Annotated in this window: 12 protein-coding genes; 6 read left to right on the top strand and 6 right to left on the bottom strand. The window is 33.9% G+C overall.

From position 1 onward, the window contains the following. Positions 1-138 precede the first annotated feature (138 nt). The 4 genes from O5O44_RS02260 to O5O44_RS02275 form a co-directional block, all read right to left on the bottom strand. Positions 139-4,680 (bottom strand): T9SS type A sorting domain-containing protein, encoded by a 4,542-nt coding sequence (locus tag O5O44_RS02260; protein ID WP_289195569.1) that lies wholly within the window; start codon positions 4,678-4,680, stop codon positions 139-141. A 2-nt stretch (positions 4,681-4,682) separates the two neighbouring features. Then, the gene (locus O5O44_RS02265; RefSeq protein ID WP_289195570.1) at positions 4,683-5,555 is read right to left on the bottom strand and encodes a tetratricopeptide repeat protein; all 873 of its coding nucleotides are present in this window, start codon (positions 5,553-5,555) and stop codon (positions 4,683-4,685) included. A 436-nt stretch (positions 5,556-5,991) separates the two neighbouring features. Continuing rightward, positions 5,992-6,345, bottom strand: coding sequence for an arsenate reductase family protein (locus O5O44_RS02270; RefSeq protein WP_026010121.1), 354 nt, complete (start codon positions 6,343-6,345; stop codon positions 5,992-5,994). A 44-nt stretch (positions 6,346-6,389) separates the two neighbouring features. Then, a complete protein-coding gene (locus tag O5O44_RS02275) occupies positions 6,390-7,109 on the bottom strand; it encodes a PdaC/SigV domain-containing protein (RefSeq protein ID WP_289195571.1) in 720 nt (239 codons plus the stop codon). Positions 7,110-7,196: 87 nt separating this feature from the next. Between O5O44_RS02275 and O5O44_RS02280 the strand changes: the two genes are divergently transcribed. After that, positions 7,197-8,336 carry a cystathionine gamma-synthase gene (locus O5O44_RS02280; protein ID WP_289195572.1) on the top strand — a complete coding sequence of 380 codons (1,140 nt, stop codon included), beginning with the start codon at positions 7,197-7,199 and terminating at the stop codon, positions 8,334-8,336. On the opposite strand, the gene O5O44_RS02285 is transcribed toward O5O44_RS02280, so the two are convergent. Then, positions 8,333-9,136 carry a THC0290_0291 family protein gene (locus O5O44_RS02285; RefSeq protein ID WP_050981783.1) on the bottom strand — a complete coding sequence of 268 codons (804 nt, stop codon included), beginning with the start codon at positions 9,134-9,136 and terminating at the stop codon, positions 8,333-8,335. The two genes, O5O44_RS02280 and O5O44_RS02285, sit on opposite strands and share 4 nt — an antisense overlap. A 201-nt stretch (positions 9,137-9,337) precedes the next feature. On the opposite strand from O5O44_RS02285, the gene gdhA reads away from it, so the two are divergent. From gdhA to O5O44_RS02305, 4 genes are all read left to right on the top strand, one after another. Next, positions 9,338-10,681, top strand: a complete 1,344-nt coding sequence (gdhA, locus tag O5O44_RS02290) for an NADP-specific glutamate dehydrogenase (protein ID WP_289195573.1) — start codon at positions 9,338-9,340, stop codon at positions 10,679-10,681. A 121-nt stretch (positions 10,682-10,802) separates the two neighbouring features. Beyond that, positions 10,803-13,151, top strand: coding sequence for a type IX secretion system anionic LPS delivery protein PorZ (gene porZ, locus O5O44_RS02295; RefSeq protein WP_289195574.1), 2,349 nt, complete (start codon positions 10,803-10,805; stop codon positions 13,149-13,151). After that, positions 13,151-13,870, top strand: a complete 720-nt coding sequence (gene recO / locus O5O44_RS02300; RefSeq protein WP_289195575.1) for a DNA repair protein RecO — start codon at positions 13,151-13,153, stop codon at positions 13,868-13,870. The genes porZ and recO overlap by 1 nt, the downstream gene beginning before the upstream one ends. A 4-nt stretch (positions 13,871-13,874) precedes the next feature. Beyond that, positions 13,875-16,283 carry a TonB-dependent receptor plug domain-containing protein gene (locus tag O5O44_RS02305; RefSeq protein ID WP_289195576.1) on the top strand — a complete coding sequence of 803 codons (2,409 nt, stop codon included), beginning with the start codon at positions 13,875-13,877 and terminating at the stop codon, positions 16,281-16,283. Positions 16,284-16,335: 52 nt separating this feature from the next. On the opposite strand, the gene O5O44_RS02310 is transcribed toward O5O44_RS02305, so the two are convergent. Further along, positions 16,336-18,624 (bottom strand): DUF8693 domain-containing protein, encoded by a 2,289-nt coding sequence (locus tag O5O44_RS02310; RefSeq protein ID WP_289195577.1) that lies wholly within the window; start codon positions 18,622-18,624, stop codon positions 16,336-16,338. Positions 18,625-18,730: 106 nt separating this feature from the next. Between O5O44_RS02310 and O5O44_RS02315 the strand changes: the two genes are divergently transcribed. Continuing rightward, a complete protein-coding gene (locus O5O44_RS02315; protein WP_026010123.1) occupies positions 18,731-19,204 on the top strand; it encodes a regulatory protein RecX in 474 nt (157 codons plus the stop codon). Positions 19,205-19,248 lie beyond the last annotated feature (44 nt).

Raw genomic sequence — 19,248 nt, forward strand, 5'->3', positions numbered from 1 at the left:
TTGTGATGTAAAAATTAATTAATTAAGTGCTTGTAACTTGATAGAAATGATACTTGGTTGATTTCTTTGAGTCATTGTTAAATTAAAAAAAGCACTTATTGAGAAGTAAGTGCTTTTATTAAATATTACATTATTATATTAATTTGTTGAGACTAGAATTCTATAAGTAGTTGTCCCAGATTTAGTGTTTGTGATTTTAAACAAATAAGTTGCTTGTTCTAATTTGTCTAAACCTTTCACATTAATTTGACCGCTTGTTGACACATAATTATTATTTAAAACTAGTCTTCCATTTAAGTCAAAAATCTTGATGCTAAACTCGCTATCATTATAGTTTAATGGCAATTTTATTTTAACGTTATCATTGAATGGATTTGGAGTTATAATGATCTTTTCTAAATCTAATTTATTTACATCCAACAACTCTTCATTTCTAGATTTAACAGCAGCGTTATTAGAAGCGCTGGTACAGAAATTAGTAGTTTCAAAGAAAGTGAAATTACCACCGCTGTTTATAACATTACCATTAACTGTTAAGTTATAGCTTCCGTTTGGTCCTGTTGTGTTAAACAGTCCGTCTCCATAAGAATCGAAAATTGTGAAATTATAGCATGAAGGCGGGAGACACTCTGTAATATGAAGGGTTGAACTATCAGGTTGGTTTCCATAAGGTCCGCCGCTAACAATAATATTTCCTTCAATATCAGTTATGTTCCATGAGGTTTCTTCGGGATAAATATCGAAATTGATAGTGATGTCGACATTTATACAGGTAGGACAAGGATCGCAATCAGGACCTCCACAATCTATACCAGTTTCATCACCATTCATTACACCATCTTCACATGTAGGTGGGCATTCCACGCAATACAATCCTCCACAATCTATACCAGTTTCATCACCATTCATAATGCCATCATCACAGGTAGGGCAGTCAGGACAATCTGGACCACCGCAATCAATACCGGTTTCATCACCATTCATAACACCATCCTCACAGGTAGGAATACATGGTGCACAGTTGGATCCTCCACAATCTACCCCAGTTTCATCACCATTCATAATGCCATCAACACAGGTAGGATTGGAGATACAGAAAGGTGTCGTTTCACTTAATCCAAAATTACCACCGCTAGCCATAACTATACCATCTACAGCAAAAGAATAACTTCCGTTTGTTCCAGAAGAATTAAATAAGCCATCGCCATAAGAATCTAACATTGTAAAGTTATAACATGAAACAGGGAGACACTCAGTTATTGTAATTGTTGAGGCATCTGGTTGGTTTCCATAAGGCCCTCCACTAGCAATAATATTTCCTTGAGTATCTGTAATATTCCAAGAAGTTTCTTCAGGATATATATCGAAATTAATCGTGATGTCTACATTAATACATGTAGGACAAGGATCGCAATCAGGACCACCACAGTCTACCCCAGTTTCATCGCCATTCATTATTCCATCATTACATGTAGGTGGGCATTCTGCACAATCAGGACCTCCACAATCTACCCCAGTTTCATCACCATTCATAATACCATCATCGCAAGTAGGACAAGGATCGCAATCAGGACCTCCACAATCTACCCCAGTTTCATCCCCATTCATTTCACCATCATCACAGGTAGGTGGGCACTCTGCACAATCGGGTCCTCCACAATCTACACCAGTTTCATTTCCATTCATAATGCCATCATCACAGGTAGGGCAGTCAGGACAATCAGGACCACCACAATCAATACCGGTTTCATCCCCATTCTTAATACCATCCTCACAGGTAGGAAGACATGGTGCACAATTAGAACCTCCACAGTCTACACCAGTTTCATCCCCATTCATAATACCATCAACACAGGTAGGATTGGAGATGCAGAAAGGTGTGGTTTCACTTGAACCGAAATTACCACCGCTGGCAATAACTATTCCATCTACAGCAAAAGAATAACTTCCGTTTGTTCCAGAGGAATTAAATAAGCCATCTCCATAAGAATCCAACATTGTAAAGTTATAACATGAAACTGGAAGACACTCTGTAATGATTAGTGTTGAGGCATCAGGTTGATTTCCATAAGGTCCGCCGCTAACAATAATATTTCCTTGAGTATCTGTAATATTCCATGAAGTTTCTTCAGGATATATATCGAAATTAATCGTGATGTCTACATTAATACAAGTAGGGCAAGGAGAACAATCAGGACCTCCGCAATCTACACCAGTTTCATCACCATTCATTATTCCATCATTACATGTAGGTGGGCATTCGGCACAATCAGGACCGCCACAATCTACACCAGTTTCATTACCATTCATTACACCGTCATCACAAGTAGGACAAGGATCGCAATCAGGACCACCACAATCTACACCAGTTTCATCGCCATTCATTACACCATCATCACATGTAGGTGGGCACTCTACACAATCAGGACCTCCACAATCTACACCAGTTTCGTCACCATTCATTACACCGTCATCACAGGTAGGACAGTCTGTACAATCAGGACCACCACAATCAATACCGGTTTCATCCCCATTCATAATACCATCCTCACAGGTAGGAAGACATGGTGCACAATTAGAACCTCCACAGTCTACACCAGTTTCATCCCCATTCATAATACCATCAACACATGTAGGATTGGAGATACAGAATGGTGTAGTTTCGTTAAAACCGAAATTACCACCACTAGCTAAAACTTCTCCATCTACGGTAAAAGTATAACTACCATTTACGCCAGATGAATTAAACAAGCCATCACCATAGGAATCGATTATCTTGAATTCATAGCAGGCATCAGGCAAACAATTTGAAATACTTAAACTAGAATTATCAGGTTGATTTACATATGGTCCGCCACTGGCGACTATATTTCCTTGTTCATCTGTAATATTCCATGAGGTTTCTTCAGGATATTTATCGAAAGTTATGTTTATTGTAGTGTCTGTACAACATTCAACACAATCAGGACCACCACAATCTATTCCTGTTTCGTTTCCATTTTTGATGCCATCATCACAGGTGGGAGGACAATCGGCACAATCAGGACCACCACAATCTATACCAGTTTCATCACCATTCATTATACCATCGTCACAGGTTGGGCAAGGGATGCAATCTGGACCACCACAATCCACCCCAGTTTCATCGCCATTCATAATACCATCATCACAGGTAGGTGGGCACTCCGCGCAATCTGGTCCTCCGCAATCCACCCCAGTTTCATCACCATTCATAATACCATCATCACATGTAGGGCAATCTGAACAATCAGGACCTCCACAATCAATTCCAGTTTCATCACCATTCATAATACCATCATCACAGGTAGGGCAGGTAGGGCAATCTGGCCCTTTTTGTAAAGTAAAATAATCGTCAATATTACCGTTATCTCTTAAAAACTTCATAGTTAAATCATTGCCTTCTATTTCAAGAATACATGACCCTAATTGACTCACTGAATAGTACATTGCGTTATGATCTAAGGCAGAATTAGGTACCTTTCTTGAAGCTGTAGAGGTAACTACATATACAGCTCCTTTACCGGCATTGTAACCATAAGATGATTTACTATAGGCTCCATCGCCATCACTTTTTCCATCACCATAACCAGTGCTACCAATTGTATGAACCGATGAATTAAAAGAATTTGATTCTCCGTAATGGCCATTAATCAAAAAGGACCTTTCATAGCTTTCACTATGCCCAGAAATCACTAAATCAATACCATTATTTTCCAGCATTGGAAGAAAATTTTGCCTCATTTCAATTAATTCGATTTCAGCAGGATCACCATTACTTTGCAGACCTTCAGAGGTGTGATAACCTTTAGAATACGGTGGATGATGCCAAATGGCTACAGTCCATTTTTGAGTTGTGTTTTGAATATCATTTTGAGCCCAGTTGTACATAGTACTACCAACTGCTCTACTTTCATCAAAAGAATTTAATACAATAAAATGTATGTTTCCATAATCAAAAGAATAATAAGACTCTGTACCAGAACTAATTCCTCCAGATTCACCAGCTGTGGGAAATGTAAATATATCATAATAAGGTCCTGTTTGAGTAGATGAACTAGCAGCGTTACCTTCTTGGTTTCCTAAACAAGACCAAACAACAGTATTTTTTAGTTTATCATCAAACATATCAAAAATTTTCGCTTGATAATCTGAATCTTCTCCTTGAACACCTCCGTTATCACCATTTAATATAATACCATCTGTATCATTTGAGCCTATATAAGAATAATAAGCATCACGAACAGCTACAGCATTTGGATTGTTAACACCACCTTCACCAGTATGACCAAGTATCCAAAAGGTATATGGGTTTGAATTTCCAATAGTAGGATGTGTTTTAAAGAAAATATCTGCAGCACCACTTAATAAAGAACCATTAGTGCCAATTCTATAGAAATATTTCGTGTTAGGATTTAATCCTGTAATTTCAAGTTCATGTTCTGTTTTAGGAGTGGATTCACTGATAGTTAAACTATAATTCGAATCGTTTCCATATTCAATTATTGACGCAATATTAGTACTAGTGCGCCATTTTACTATTACACTTGTAGTTGTTCCTTTTTGAAGATAAGGACCCCTCGTAATCGTCTGACCAAGTGAAGTGAAACCAATTAATAAACTAAGACTTAATGTTAATAAAAATTTGTAATTCTGTTTCATATTTACTTTATTTTGTCATTTATAAATTTAATCTCATTCAATTTTAATTCTAATTCATCCAAAAAACTTTTCATATAATTGGTTGTTTTTATCCTATTTGGAAGATTTGAATAATAAATTTTAGCGAGTTCTAGGGAGTTTCTAGCTTCAGTATAGCTCTTTTCTAGTATTTGTAAATTGGCCAATTTCAAATAGCCTTGTTCTTTTCTATTACTTAAGTTGAGGATTATATTTTGATATTTAATAGCAGAAGAAAAATCGCCAACTTCTTCATAAATCGAGATAAGTTTATTGTAAAGCACAATATTATCATTAAAAACTGCTATACCTTTTAATAATATAGACTTGGCACTTTCTATTCCTTTTTCTGTTTTTAAAGCATACCAAGCTTCTGAGGTTTCTATATAGTTCACTGGAAATACTCTATCTGAATATAATATGACATACTCAAAGGACTCCGCCGATTTTTTAAAATCACCCTTTTTTAAATGTATTTGCCCAAGTAATTTAAATGCTTTTACATTTTCTGGTTGGCTCTTCAAAATTTTTTTGATATGCCTTTTGCTTGCACTTAAGTGATTTAATTTAAAATGGTTTTTTGCAATTAAAAAATCGTATTCAATACTTTTAAATCCTAATTTTTTAGAATTTTTAAGATCCTTTAAGCTATTATTCAGTTCATTATGTTGGTAATATAGTTTCGCCCGTTGAAAATAAAGATTGGCACTGTCTGGGTGAGCTTTAATTTGTTCTGTAGCGATATGAATTCGTTTAAGTAAATCTCCGTGAGCAGAAACTTCAAAGCAACAAAACGCAGATAAAATTAAGAGCGAATTTTGAACAATTTTTAAGATATATTTCAATAAGGTCGTCATAACAAAAAGCTTGAAATTAGCTATTTATTCACGACTTAGAGAGAGAAAAATATAGAATAAAGGTACGATATATCTGCAATTACAACTACTTTATTAGATGAAATACCTAACTATCAGATTTGAGGGTTTTAACCAAAATACTAACGGAATTGACTTACATGGAAAGTATTTGTATTTTTTTACATAAAACGTCGATTATCAACTTCTTATATGTTTTTTATCAGTGATAACATAAAATAGGCCAAAATTAAAGTTATTAGGCAATAACTTTAACAACATCTGCTCTTAGTATTTTTAATTTCATTGAATTGCTGAATAATATCTATGTTTTAGTAAGGATTAATTAAGGAAGGATGATATGTTTGTAATTGTAAAAGTAATCATTTGTTACATATTTATTGATTTTCTCAAATCATTAATAAAATCATACCTAATTCTATGAATTTAAATAAGCCTTAGCAGCCTCAACCGTTTTTTTAGAATTACCAACAAAAATTTTATCGTTGACAATTATGACAGGTCTGCTTAAAAATGTATAATGTTCAAGGATGTATTGCTTGTAATCGCGCTCTGTTAAATTTTGGTTTTTCAAATCCATTTCCTTGTAAAGTTTCGCTCGTTTACTAAAAAGTGATTCATAACTTCCTGCTAGTTCTTTCATTTCATCAACCTGCTTGACTGTTATCTCATCTGATTTAATGTCTTGTAAAATAAAATCTGATGATAAATTCAATTCCTTTAAAATTCTAAGGCAAGTATTACACGTTTTTAGATAATAAACTTTCTTCATATGATGTATTTTTAATATTCAACTTTTATGATAAGAATCGATTTTTAAAGACTGTTATATACTAAAATATCTTGAACAACCTCGAACGGGATAGCAAATTCCAATATGTCATTTAAATACGGTGAAAGGTCTTGAATATTATACAATAATACTAGACCATCTTCACTATAGCCTATATTTGCAGGTAATTTAAATTGTATAGCATCTAATGGCACATCTTGGTCTGCAATGGCATCATTAAAATAGGGTACGGCTAGAGTTTTAAAAGCTTTAAGGTTATTTATTAGTTGATTGTTTTCAAGACGCTTTCCAGATTCCGATTCAAAATTCAAAAAAGTTATATTTAAAATGCCAGTGGCGCCACCAGTATTAATAAATGTGGTTAAGGCAATACTGATAACTTCTGAAGATTGATACATAACCTCACCATCAATTTGCGCTTCCCATATAGATTCAGATTCAGGAAAGTTTTTCACAAAAGATTGATACTCATTGTTAAAGTTTAATATGCTTTCTTTTATGGTTTTTGATGTGATATCATCGCGATTTCCTATGTGTAATTCAGAAATGATAGTTTGTTCAATTTCAGAATTTATTCGATCTGCAATTGTTGAGTTTCCAATAGCTTCAGGAATATTAACAACGACAATTGAATTGTTTTCAGAAGAAATGTTTACGTCGGTAAATGTGATTTTTTGTTCTTCTTTGCAACTAAAGAGTATTAAAAAACACCAAATTAGCACAGTGATTTTAGAGTGATTCATATGAAAAATTTAAACCTAGACTAAAGATAATTATTGCATTTGAATACACCGAATTAAAAGTTACATTTGTACAAAAGATATATTTTTATGAAATTCAATACTAAAGTAATTCACGGAGGACAGGAGCATGATGCTGCTTATGGCGCGGTTATGCCACCTATTTATCAAACCTCAACATATGCTCAAACAACTCCAGGAGGCCATAAAGGTTATGAATACTCAAGAACTCATAATCCTACCAGAAACGCACTAGAAAACGCACTAGCCAGTATTGAAAACGGAACTTACGGTTTAGCATTTGGCTCTGGTTTAGCAGCAATTGATGCGATAATCAAATTATTAAAACCTGGAGACGAAGTTGTGTCTACCAACGATTTGTATGGGGGCTCGTTTAGATTGTTTACTAAAATATTTCAAGATTTTGGAATAAAGTTTCATTTTATAGGTATGCAGAATGCATCTAATATTGAAGCCTTTGTTAACAAAAATACAAAACTTATTTGGGTAGAAACGCCAACTAATCCCATGATGAATATTATAGATATTAAGGCGGTTTCAACGATAGCTAAAAACAATAATATTTTATTGGCTGTAGATAATACGTTTGCTACGCCATACTTACAACAACCATTAAATTTAGGTGCAGATATCGTTATGCATTCTGCAACCAAATATCTCGGTGGTCATAGCGATGTAGTTATGGGAGCGCTTGTTGTTAAAGACAAAGCATTGGCTGATAAACTTTACTTTATTCAAAACGCGAGTGGAGCAATTTGCGGGCCTCAAGATAGTTTTTTAGTGTTGCGAGGTATTAAAACATTACATGTTAGAATGCAACGTCATTGCGAAAATGGAAAAGCTGTAGCTTTATTTTTAGCGAGTCACCCTAAAATAGAAAATGTATACTGGCCAGGTTTTGAAAACCACCCTAATCATGATATAGCTAAAAGCCAAATGAACGATTTTGGTGGGATGATTTCTTTTACAACAAAAGGGAACAATTACAAAGAAGCCATAAAAATAGTTGAAAAGCTAAAGGTATTTACTTTGGCTGAATCTTTAGGTGGTGTAGAGTCACTTTCGGGTCATCCGGCGAGTATGACACATGCTAGTATACCAAAAGAAGAACGCGAAAAAACAGGCGTTGTAGATTCTTTAATACGACTAAGTGTTGGAATTGAAGATATAGAAGATTTGATTGCCGATTTAAAGCAAGCCTTAAATTAGTCCAGATAATAAATGTAACCGAAGTTAAGCCATACCAACCAATCATTGTATTTGTTAAAGCTTAATTGATGGTCTAACCCATCTATACGATCATGAAAATAATATTGCCATCTCATATCTAACATGAGGTCGGAAAGCTTAGTGAGTTTGTATCTTACACCTACACTTGAAACAACAGACCATGTGCTGCCAGGTGATGCGTCAACCGATCCTGGCTCCCAAGCTGTATAAAAGTTACTAGGGTCTGTAACATCTCCCACAGCATCTGGGTTTGGATTAGCATACGTTGTGCTTACTTCTGGTGTAAACGAGGTATAATGCACCCCAATACTCACAAAAGGAGCAAAGCTGTATGCAAATCCTTGAAAATCACGAATACTTAATGGAAAAAATTCCAATTGAGTACCAATATCTAAGTTCTTAGCTACCCCTTTATGGCCTCTTAGCTGATTAGCCTCAATAGTTGTTCTACTTGGGTCAACCCATTTGCCCAAATGTTCTAAATTGGTTTTGTTATAGGAAACTTCGTTTCTTAGTTTAAAGTGGTCGTTAAAAAAAGTATCGGTAGTATAGCAATTACAGTCTGCCCTGTAAGCGAAATTTATATAATGAATAATTCCAACTCCAAAGCCTGAATTACCAAAATTGGTTTCTTCGTCGCCACGTACTCCGTAGTCCGATCTAAATTGAAGAGGCCCAGCAATAACGCCAATTTCGTGAGAAAATCCTAGTTGAGCACTTGCAGTTTGAACTAGCAGAAACAAGCAAAAACCAGAAGCTAAATGTTTTAAGTTAAGCATAAAAGGTTTATTTTTTGAGGGCATGATTAAGAGCAAATATATAAAAACTAGGAAAACAAACAAACATTAATCAATACAACGAAAATATTCGAAAAATATTTATTGCGAAATTCAAAAAAAATCACATATCTTTTTGAAGATAATGTATATTTGTACCGATAAATTACTTATTTAATAAATAACAGTACAATAATTGTATATATGAAACAAAACATTGAATCATTTTTGGCTATGGTTACATCGCGAAACAGTCATGAGCCTGAGTTCTTACAGGCTGTGGAGGAAGTAGCAGAAACTGTAATTCCTTACATTGTAGAACATGATATTTATTATGGCAAGAACATACTACTTAGAATGGTTGAACCAGAACGATTAATATCTTTTAGAGTTTCATGGGTTGATGATAGTGGTGAAATTCAAGTAAATAGAGGGTATCGAATTCAAATGAACTCTGCTATAGGTCCTTACAAAGGTGGTTTACGTTTTCATCCTACTGTTAATGCAAGTATTTTAAAATTTTTAGCTTTTGAACAAGTGTTTAAAAATGCTTTAACTACACTGCCTATGGGAGGTGGAAAAGGGGGAAGCGATTTTGACCCAAAAGGAAAGTCTGATAATGAAATTATGCGATTTTGCCATGCATTTATGAGCGAATTATTTAGATATATAGGCCCTAATACCGATATTCCAGCAGGCGACATTGGTGTAGGAACCAGAGAAATAGGATTTTTATTCGGGATGTACAAAAAATTAAGAAACGAATTTACAGGTGTTTTAACAGGAAAAGGCATGTCTTGGGGTGGATCTTTAATAAGACCAGAAGCCACAGGTTATGGAAATGTCTATTTTGCCGAAAAAATGCTAGAAACTAAAGGAGATAGCTTTAAGGGTAAAAATGTGGTTATATCTGGTTCTGGTAATGTAGCACAGTATGCAGCCGAAAAAGTCTTGCAACTTGGAGGCAAGGTGCTAACACTTTCTGATTCTGGAGGCTATATTTATGATTCAGAAGGAATTGATAAAGAGAAATTAGCATTTGTAATGCAATTGAAAAATGAGAAAAGAGGAAGAATAAGTGAGTATTTAGATAAATACCCTGATGCTGAATTTCATAAAGGAAAAACACCTTGGGGTGTAAAATGTGAAGTTGCTCTACCATGTGCAACACAAAATGAATTACATGAAGAAGACGCTAATACATTATTAAAAAATGGATGTATATGTGTCAGTGAAGGTGCAAATATGCCATCAACCAAAGAAGCTATTGCAGCGTTCCACAAAGCAAAAATATTATTTGCACCAGGAAAAGCTTCAAATGCAGGCGGAGTAGCTACTTCAGGTTTAGAAATGACTCAAAACTCATTGAGATATAAATGGACTAGAGAAGAAGTAGATAACAAGTTAAAAGATATCATGTCTGATATTCATAAGTCTTGTTTAGAATATGGAAAAGATGACGATGGTTATATTGATTACGTAAAGGGAGCAAACATTGCAGGTTTCGTAAAAGTAGCCGATGCGATGTTGGCACAAGGAATTGTTTAAAGGCATTTAAATATAAATTAAAAAGCTTCCAGATTTTATGGAAGCTTTTTTTGTTTAAAATATATTATTTTTAAGTAAAACTCGTTAGTTATAAATATATTTGACCATTCAAAAAACACTTATGTTTAGGAGTTTACTAGTAGTTGTCTTTTTTCTTTTCCCATTATTTCACTTTTCACAAGATTATTCGGCACTTTGGGAAGGGCATTATTCTTATAATGAAATTAAGGATGTTTCTCAAGGGACTAATACCATTTATGCGGCGGCAGATAATGCCATTTTTAAACTAGATACCCAAACAAATGAAATAGATGAAATTACAACTGTAAATGGTATTTCTGGAGAAAGTATTTCAACTATTTATTACAGTGAGGCCTATGAATTATTAGTTATTGGTTATGAAAACGGACTACTAGAAATTGTATTTGATAACGATTCAGAGATCTTAACGGTAGTTGATATTATTGATAAACCTACAATTTCACCATCAGATAAAAAAATAAATCATATTAGTGCTAACGACAACCTCATCTATTTGTCAACCAATTATGGAATTTCGGCTTTTGATTTGCAAAGACTCGAGTTTGGAGATACTTACTTTATAGGTAATGGAGGCGGCCAAATACCAATTACGCAAACCACTGTTTTTGAAGATTATATTTATGCTTCCTGTTTGGGAGGGAACGGTATAAAAAGAGCCCCAGTGGCAAGTACTAATTTAATCGATTTTCAAAATTGGGAGTCTGTTAGTTCTGGAAACTGGCAATCCATTGAAGCTATTGATAACAACTTATTTGCCATAAATAATAATCGTAAAATCTATCAAGTAGTTGGCAATTCTGTAATTGAATTATTCACATACCCGAATTTACCGCTAGATTTAAGAGCTGTAAATTCAAATTTAGTGGTTACTACCATAAATGAAGTATTTGTATATGACGCGAATTTTAATGTGATTAATCAGGTACCTGTGAGTACAGAATTCCCAACACGATTTACTTGTGCAACAGTTAATTTAGAGAATATATTTATTGGGACCTTTGATTTTGGAATTTTGAAAACAAACATTAATGAGGGATTGAGTTTTGAAGAGATTCATCCAGAAGGGCCTCTTTTTAACACCCCTTTTTCAATTGAATCAGAGACCAATGGTGTTTGGGTAACGTTTGGTGGCTATAGTCTGTTTTATGTGCCTTTCTCAAGATTAAGAGGGGTAAGTCATTTAAGAGATGAAAGTTGGGTTAACGTGTCAAATCAAGATGCTTTTCAAGCTAGAGATTTAAACGGAGTAGCCATAAATCCGCAGAACAGAGATCAAGTGTTTATCAGTTCATTCCATAATGGGCTTGTGGAGTTAAACGAAAACGTGCCAACCATGTTATACGATCAAAATAATAGCGGATTAGAATCTTTAGTTGTTCCTAGTAACCCAAGTATCGTAAGTGTAAGGGTTTTAAATCCCTTGTTTGATGACAATGGTGTATTATGGACGTTAAGCACACTTATTGACGAGCCTTTAAAATCGTATAATCCAGCAAACAATCAATGGCGATCTTATGATTTTACCGATGTTATTGTAGATGGTTTTACGGGGGGAAATTTAGGTTATGCAGATATTGTTATAGGTAACGATCAAACAAAATGGATTGCTTCATATAAATATGGAGTAATCGGTTTTAACGAGAATGGAAACAATCCTTTAATCAAAAATATTAGTAAAAATGAAGAAAATATGCCCACAGAGTTAGCCACTGCAGTTGCGCTTGATAATAGAAATCAATTGTGGATTGGAACCTTTAGAGGCCTAAGAGTTTTATACAACACCTCAAGTTTTTTCACCAATGATAACATTACTGTAGATGAGATTATTATTGAAGAAGATGGTATTGCAAAAGAACTTCTTTTTGAGCAGTATGTAACCGATATTGAAGTTGATGGCTCAAATAATAAATGGATTGGAACTTCTGATTCTGGTTTATTTTACCTCTCTTCTGATGGGCAAAATACAATATATCATTTCACAAAAGATAATTCGCCTTTGCCATCAAACAGTATAAGCGATGTGTCTTTGGATCAGGCAAACGGGGTGGTTTATATTGCTACAAGTAAAGGGTTGCTTTCTTTTAAATCTGGAGGTTCAAGTACTACAGACGATTTAGCCAGTGCATATGCTTACCCAAATCCGGTTAGACCTGGGTTTAATATTTTAGATGATAAGATTAAAATTAAAGATATTTCAGAAAATATAAATATAAAAATTACAGATATAGAAGGTAATTTGGTTGCAGAAGCGCAATCTCGAATTAACTTAAGACATCGAGGATATAATTTGGAAATTGATGGCGGAACAGCTTATTGGAATGGGAAAAACTTAGCCAATAATATTGTAGCCTCAGGGGTTTACTTGGTTATGCTATCAGATTTAGATACTTTCGAAACTAAAGTCTTAAAATTAATGGTTGTTAGATAATGCTTATCACTACAAATGCCATTGTACTTTCAAAATTAAGATATAGAGATAACGACTTAATTGTTAAGTGTTATACCCAAAAAATTGGCATTGTTAGTTTTTTACTTAGAGGCGTTTTAAAAAGTAAAAAAGGTGGTTCTAAAACAGCACATTTTCAGTTACTATCACAATTACAATTAGAGTTTGACCAAAAAAACAACAGGTCGTTGCAAACCATAAAAGAGTCTCGATTAAATTTTATATATTCTAGTGTGCACAGTAATGTTTTAAAAAGTGCTATCGTAATGTTTTTATCTGAAGTTTTATCAAATACGTTGCAAGAAGAGGAGCAAAACGACAATTTATTTAGTTATTTAGAAAACACCTTGTTATGGCTTGATTCACAATCAGAATACGCAAATTTCCATTTATTATTTCTTTTAAAACTCACAAAATATTTGGGCTTTTATCCAGATACTACCCACATAGAATGGTCTTTTTTTAATTTACAAGAAGGAAAATTTGAAAATAAACCTAGTAATAAATATTCTATATCTGGAGAAAATATAATACTTCTAAAAATGCTTTTAGGCACAACATTTGATGCTTTACCTAGTATAAAAATAAATGCAAAACAAAGACAGTTTTTTTTAAGTATGATTTTGCTTTATTTTGAACTACATTTGGGGAGTTTTAAAACCCCTAAATCTTTGCAGGTATTAAATCAAGTGTTTAGTTAAAACTATGAAGTTCCGTATTATTATTTTCTTCTTTATACTTGTCTCTTCTTTATCTCGTGCTCAAAATATAAAAGTTCTCAATAATGATACTAAGGAGCCCATTTTTGGAGTAGCAATTTACAATGTAGACAAATCCAAAAGTACCATCTCTAACTTTAGAGGGGAAGCCGATTTGAGTGAATTCTCCGATGTGGAAATTATTTATTTCAAGCATTTATCGCATGTACTAAAATCTTTAACCAAGCAACAAATAAAGACAAATAAGGTCTATTTAGAATCTAATACACAAGGGTTAGAACAGATTGTAATTTCGGCATCAAAGTTTAGGCAAAACAAAAAAGATATTCCTCAGAAAATATTAAGTATCGATGCAGATCAAATTCAATTTGCAAACCCTCAAACAAGTGCAGATTTATTAGAAAATTCTGGGCAGGTTTATATTCAAAAAAGCCAATTAGGTGGTGGCAGCCCTATGATTAGAGGGTTTTCTACTAACAGACTCTTAATAACTGTTGATGGCGTAAGAATGAATAATGCCATTTTTAGAGGCGGGAATTTGCAAAATGTAATATCTATTGATCCGTTTTCAATTGAAAATACAGAGGTAACTTTAGGAGCAGGTTCTGTTATATACGGGAGCGACGCCATTGGTGGTGTAATGAGTTTTTATACCAAAAAACCACAACTTTCTTACACAAAATCATTATTATTTAGTGGTAATTCTCAAGTTAGATACGCATCGGCAAGTCAAGAAAAAACGGGACATTTCGATTTTAATTTAGGGTATGAAAAATGGGCTCTAGCCACAAGTGTTAGTTATAATAGTTTTGATGATTTACGCATGGGAAGCCATGGTCCAGACGATTATTTACGACCCGAGTTTGCACTGGCTACAACTACTGGCGATGTTATTATTAGTAACGATAATCCTTTGGTTCAAAAATATACTGGATACGATCAACTCAATTTAATGCAAAAGGTACATTTTGAACCGTATGAAGATTTAAGTTTCGATTTCGGATTATATTATACCACAACTTCAGATATTCCCAGATACGATCGATTAATTCGTTATAAAGGGGAGACTTTGCGTTCTGCAGAATGGAGCTATGGTCCTCAAAATTGGTTTATGTCTAACTTTCAAGTCACCAAATTAAGTAGTAAATCAAATTTATACGATAAGATAAAAGCAACTTTAGCCTATCAAAATTTTCAAGAAAGCAGATATGATAGAGATTTTCAATCTTCAACCCGAAATGTTCGAGAAGAAGCCGTTGATGCTTATTCATTCAATTTAGATTTAGAGAAAAGAATATCACCTAAAACACAGTTTTTTTATGGTGCTGAATATGTTTTTAATATTGTGAAATCCATTGGTGCTGAGGAAGATGTTGTAAATAATACAGCAACTAAAACAGTTTCCAGATATCCAAATGGAGCAAGTTGGCAATCTGCTGCAATTTATTCTAGTATAAAATACAAGCCAAATCCGAAGTTCGTTTTTCAGTCTGGTTTAAGATTTAACTATGTAGGTTCTGAAGCCGATTTTACTGAAAATAATATGTATTTGAATTTGCCTTTTGATACTTCGAGAAATGAGTCGGAAGCCTTAACCGGAACAGCGGGTATCAGTTGGTCGCCAAATCAAACCTTACAATGGAAATTAAACGCTTCTTCTGCTTTCCGAGCACCAAATATAGACGATGTTGGTAAGGTATTTGATTCTGAACCTGGATCGGTTGTGGTGCCAAATGAGCATTTAAGACCAGAATATGCCTATGGTGGTGAAATTGGTTTGAAACTAAACTTTAATGATTTGCTGGTATTTGATATGAGTACATACTACACGTATTTAGACAATGCTTTAGTAAGACGAGATTTTACTTTAAATGGCGAATCGCAGATTATTTATGATGGCGAGTTAAGTAATGTACAGGCTATACAAAATGCTTCAAAAGCATGGATTTATGGCTACGAAATAGGTGTGAAATTGGCTATTAGTAATCACTTAAAATTCACATCACAATATTCTATTATTGGTGGAACAGAGGTTGAAGGTAATATTGAAGTACCGATAAGACATGTGGCTCCAAATTTTGGAAATTCTCATCTTATTTGGTCTTCAAATAATCTAAAATTTGATTTATTTGCTAACTATAATGGTTCCTTATCATACAATCAACTGGCACCATCAGAAATAGAGAAAGATTATATTTATGCACTTGACACCAATGGAAATCCCTACAGCCCTTCTTGGTATACTTTAAACTTTCGAACACAATATCAGGTAAATAAATCCATTTCAATAATGGCAAGTTTAGAAAATATTACCGACCAGCGTTACAAAACGTATTCTTCTGGTATTGCTGCTGCTGGAAGAAACTTGATTTTATCTTTAAAATACAGCATATAAAAAAGCCCTAACTATATGTTAGAGCTTTAGTTACTTATTGAAAAATATTCGATTATTTTTTAATTGCTTTTTTAGTAATAGTAGCACCATTTAAAAGTTCAGCTTTGGCTATAAAAATGGTATTATCTAAGCTAGAAAGATTATATGTTTCTTGATTACTATTTCCATTAAGTTCGTATAATTGTCTTCCTAATAAATCAAATATTTTAATTGTTTTAATTGGGCTAGACGTTGTAAACTGAACATGGTTGTCATCAATTTCTAAAATTCTTAAGCTATTAGGCTCTATGTCAAACTCATTGGTTGAAAGTACCTTATTACTAAATACGATTTCAAAGCGGTCATTAAAAGTACCATCTTCAGAGTTAAAAGTATAATCAGAAGTAGATAAATCATGAAGCTCATTTAGAAAATTATCTTTGATATAAATAGGGTTGCTAGATAAAAAATCACCTTCAAATTGCGCAATGGATAATTTGTATGCTGTATTATCTTCAATAGTTGAGCTAAATCCAAGTTTGATAATTTCATCTTCATTAAGTCTATTGATATCTTTTCCTTGGATGACATACTTCATAGGACTAGCATCCATTTTTGAATACAAAATAGCAGCATAATCTTCACTTACCAGTTTTGGTGCATCATATGATAAACCATCATTTCCATTAGTTGCTCCTTCAACATATGCTAATAATATTTGACCAAAAACACCATTTTCTGTAGTTAAGTTAAGCCAAAGCCTATTAGCAATATTACTAGATTTTGATTTGTTTGAACCTTTGAAAAATAAGGAATTACTTGTGCCATCTGCCATACGCATAGCATTAGTAAATGTGGCAGTACCTGTGGTTAAAGCTGGAATAAAAAAGCCTTGTGCAGAAGGGATATATTGCGTTGGTGTAACACCGCTAGCTCCTGCAACACCGCCAGATCCAACTGTATATGTGGCATAATCATTTTTACTAAAGTTACTTTGTTCGTTACCAGGATTTGATTCGGCATGTGGGGTGAATTGCGACCAGAAATAGGCTGCACCATCAACTACCGTTGCGTTAGCAGCATGAAAAGCATCAAAGTCAACTGCTGAAGGATATGGGTTTCCAATAAAATTCCAATTAATTCCTGGATTAGCACCATTAAGAGTTATGCTTACATCAATATCTCCTGTATTAAATTGTCCTTCAAAACTAGCTGTTCCTGAACCACCAAAGAAGAATCTACTTTCGGTTGCTGCATAACCAACACCAGGAATCATGGCATCTGCAGCATAGGCAGGTTGCCAATCATCACCATTATCATCAATGTCATCGCCATCCGTATCAACAAAATTTGCTGCATTGAACCAAAAACGTCGATCTCCATCTACATCTGGAAAAACACTTCCAATAGTCTCGCCAGTTACAGGAGAACTCCAATAGGTATAATAAAACCAATCTGCTTTCGATGCTGTTTGTTTATTAACTATAGATGTGCCGTTATTTGTAAAAATTCCAGCATCATCATTTTGGACAAAATTACCTTGAGTTTCAACTACTATAGTTCCATTATTTGTTACATCATGTTCAACTTCTGCAAAAGAATTATTACCAATTGTTAGGGTTGCACCGGCATCTACAGTTAAAATACATGCCATAATATCACCAGTTGTAGTATTGTAATTACTATTAATCACAACATTTTTTGTTAAATCATTTGGCAATCCATTTGACCATGTACCCGTCCAAGTTGTTGTTGTTGGGCAAGGTGAGCAAGAAAATGCAGTTGTGTTTAAGGTGACACTAGCATAATTATTAGACTGATGATAGTTTGTAATATTATTTAATTCGGCCCAACTTGGATTTGATCTATTTCCATTATATTCTCTGTTGTCAAAAGTACCATCGACAATATCTGCCGCAGTAAAACCTGCAGGTAAATTAATTGCTGGATCTGTATTAGCATGAAGAAATGTTGTCCATTCTAGAGTAACAGGGTTATAGCCTTGAAAAGCTAATACAACCTCACCACTATTATTGGCTAATTGAAAAGTATTATCAATCACAGTAAATTCAGAGCTGTTGGCTACAAAACTTAAAACTGTTCCGCAATTGTAAGCAGTTAATGCAGTAAATAATACTACCCCTTCATTATCGTCATTTAGTCCTGTTCCTGCTGCATTTACTTCGTTATCGGAGAAATATATTGTTGTACCTGCTGTTATATCGGTTCTTAATAAGAATGTGAAATCTTCGTTATCTGTATTAACTCCAATAATCGCTATATCCTCTTTTGCTAATGTGGTTTGTCCATAACCAAAATTGAAAACTAAAAGCAGTGTAAATAAATAAATAATCTTTTTCATAATCGTTAAGTTAAAAACTACACCAAGCAAGGCTTTGTATAGCGGATTTGGTTTTTTCTAATATTTTAAACGCTTTGTTTATCTAACATTGTTATTTTTGATGCCAATGCAAACAAAAAAAACATATACGGTACAAGAAGCCACTAGAAAACTAGAGCATTATTGTGCGTATCAAGAACGTTGTCATCAAGAAGTAAGACAAAAGTTAGTGTCTATGAATATGATACCCGAAGCTATCGATATTATTATAGTCCACCTTTTGGAGCATAACTTTCTAAATGAAGAACGTTTCGCCAAAACATTTGTAAGCGGTAAGTTTAAAATTAAGAAGTGGGGTATACGTCGATTAACTCATGAATTAAAGAAAAAAGACATAAGCAAAGTTAATATAAATCAAGCACTTGCTGAAATAGATATTACGGAGTACAACGAGGTTTTCAATGTTTTAGCCGAAAAAAGAGCGAATTCCATCACAGAAACTAACAAATACAAAAAAAAGCAAAAATTAATCGATTATCTGCTATATAGAGGCTGGGAAACGCACTTAGTATATGAAAAGGCTAAGGAACTTTTCGGGTAACGACATAAAAAAACGGATTAAATGCTAAATTTAACCCGTTTTAT

The organism is Algibacter luteus (assembly GCF_030344935.1).
In the GTDB taxonomy this organism is placed as follows: Bacteria; Bacteroidota; Bacteroidia; order Flavobacteriales; family Flavobacteriaceae; genus Arenitalea; species Arenitalea lutea.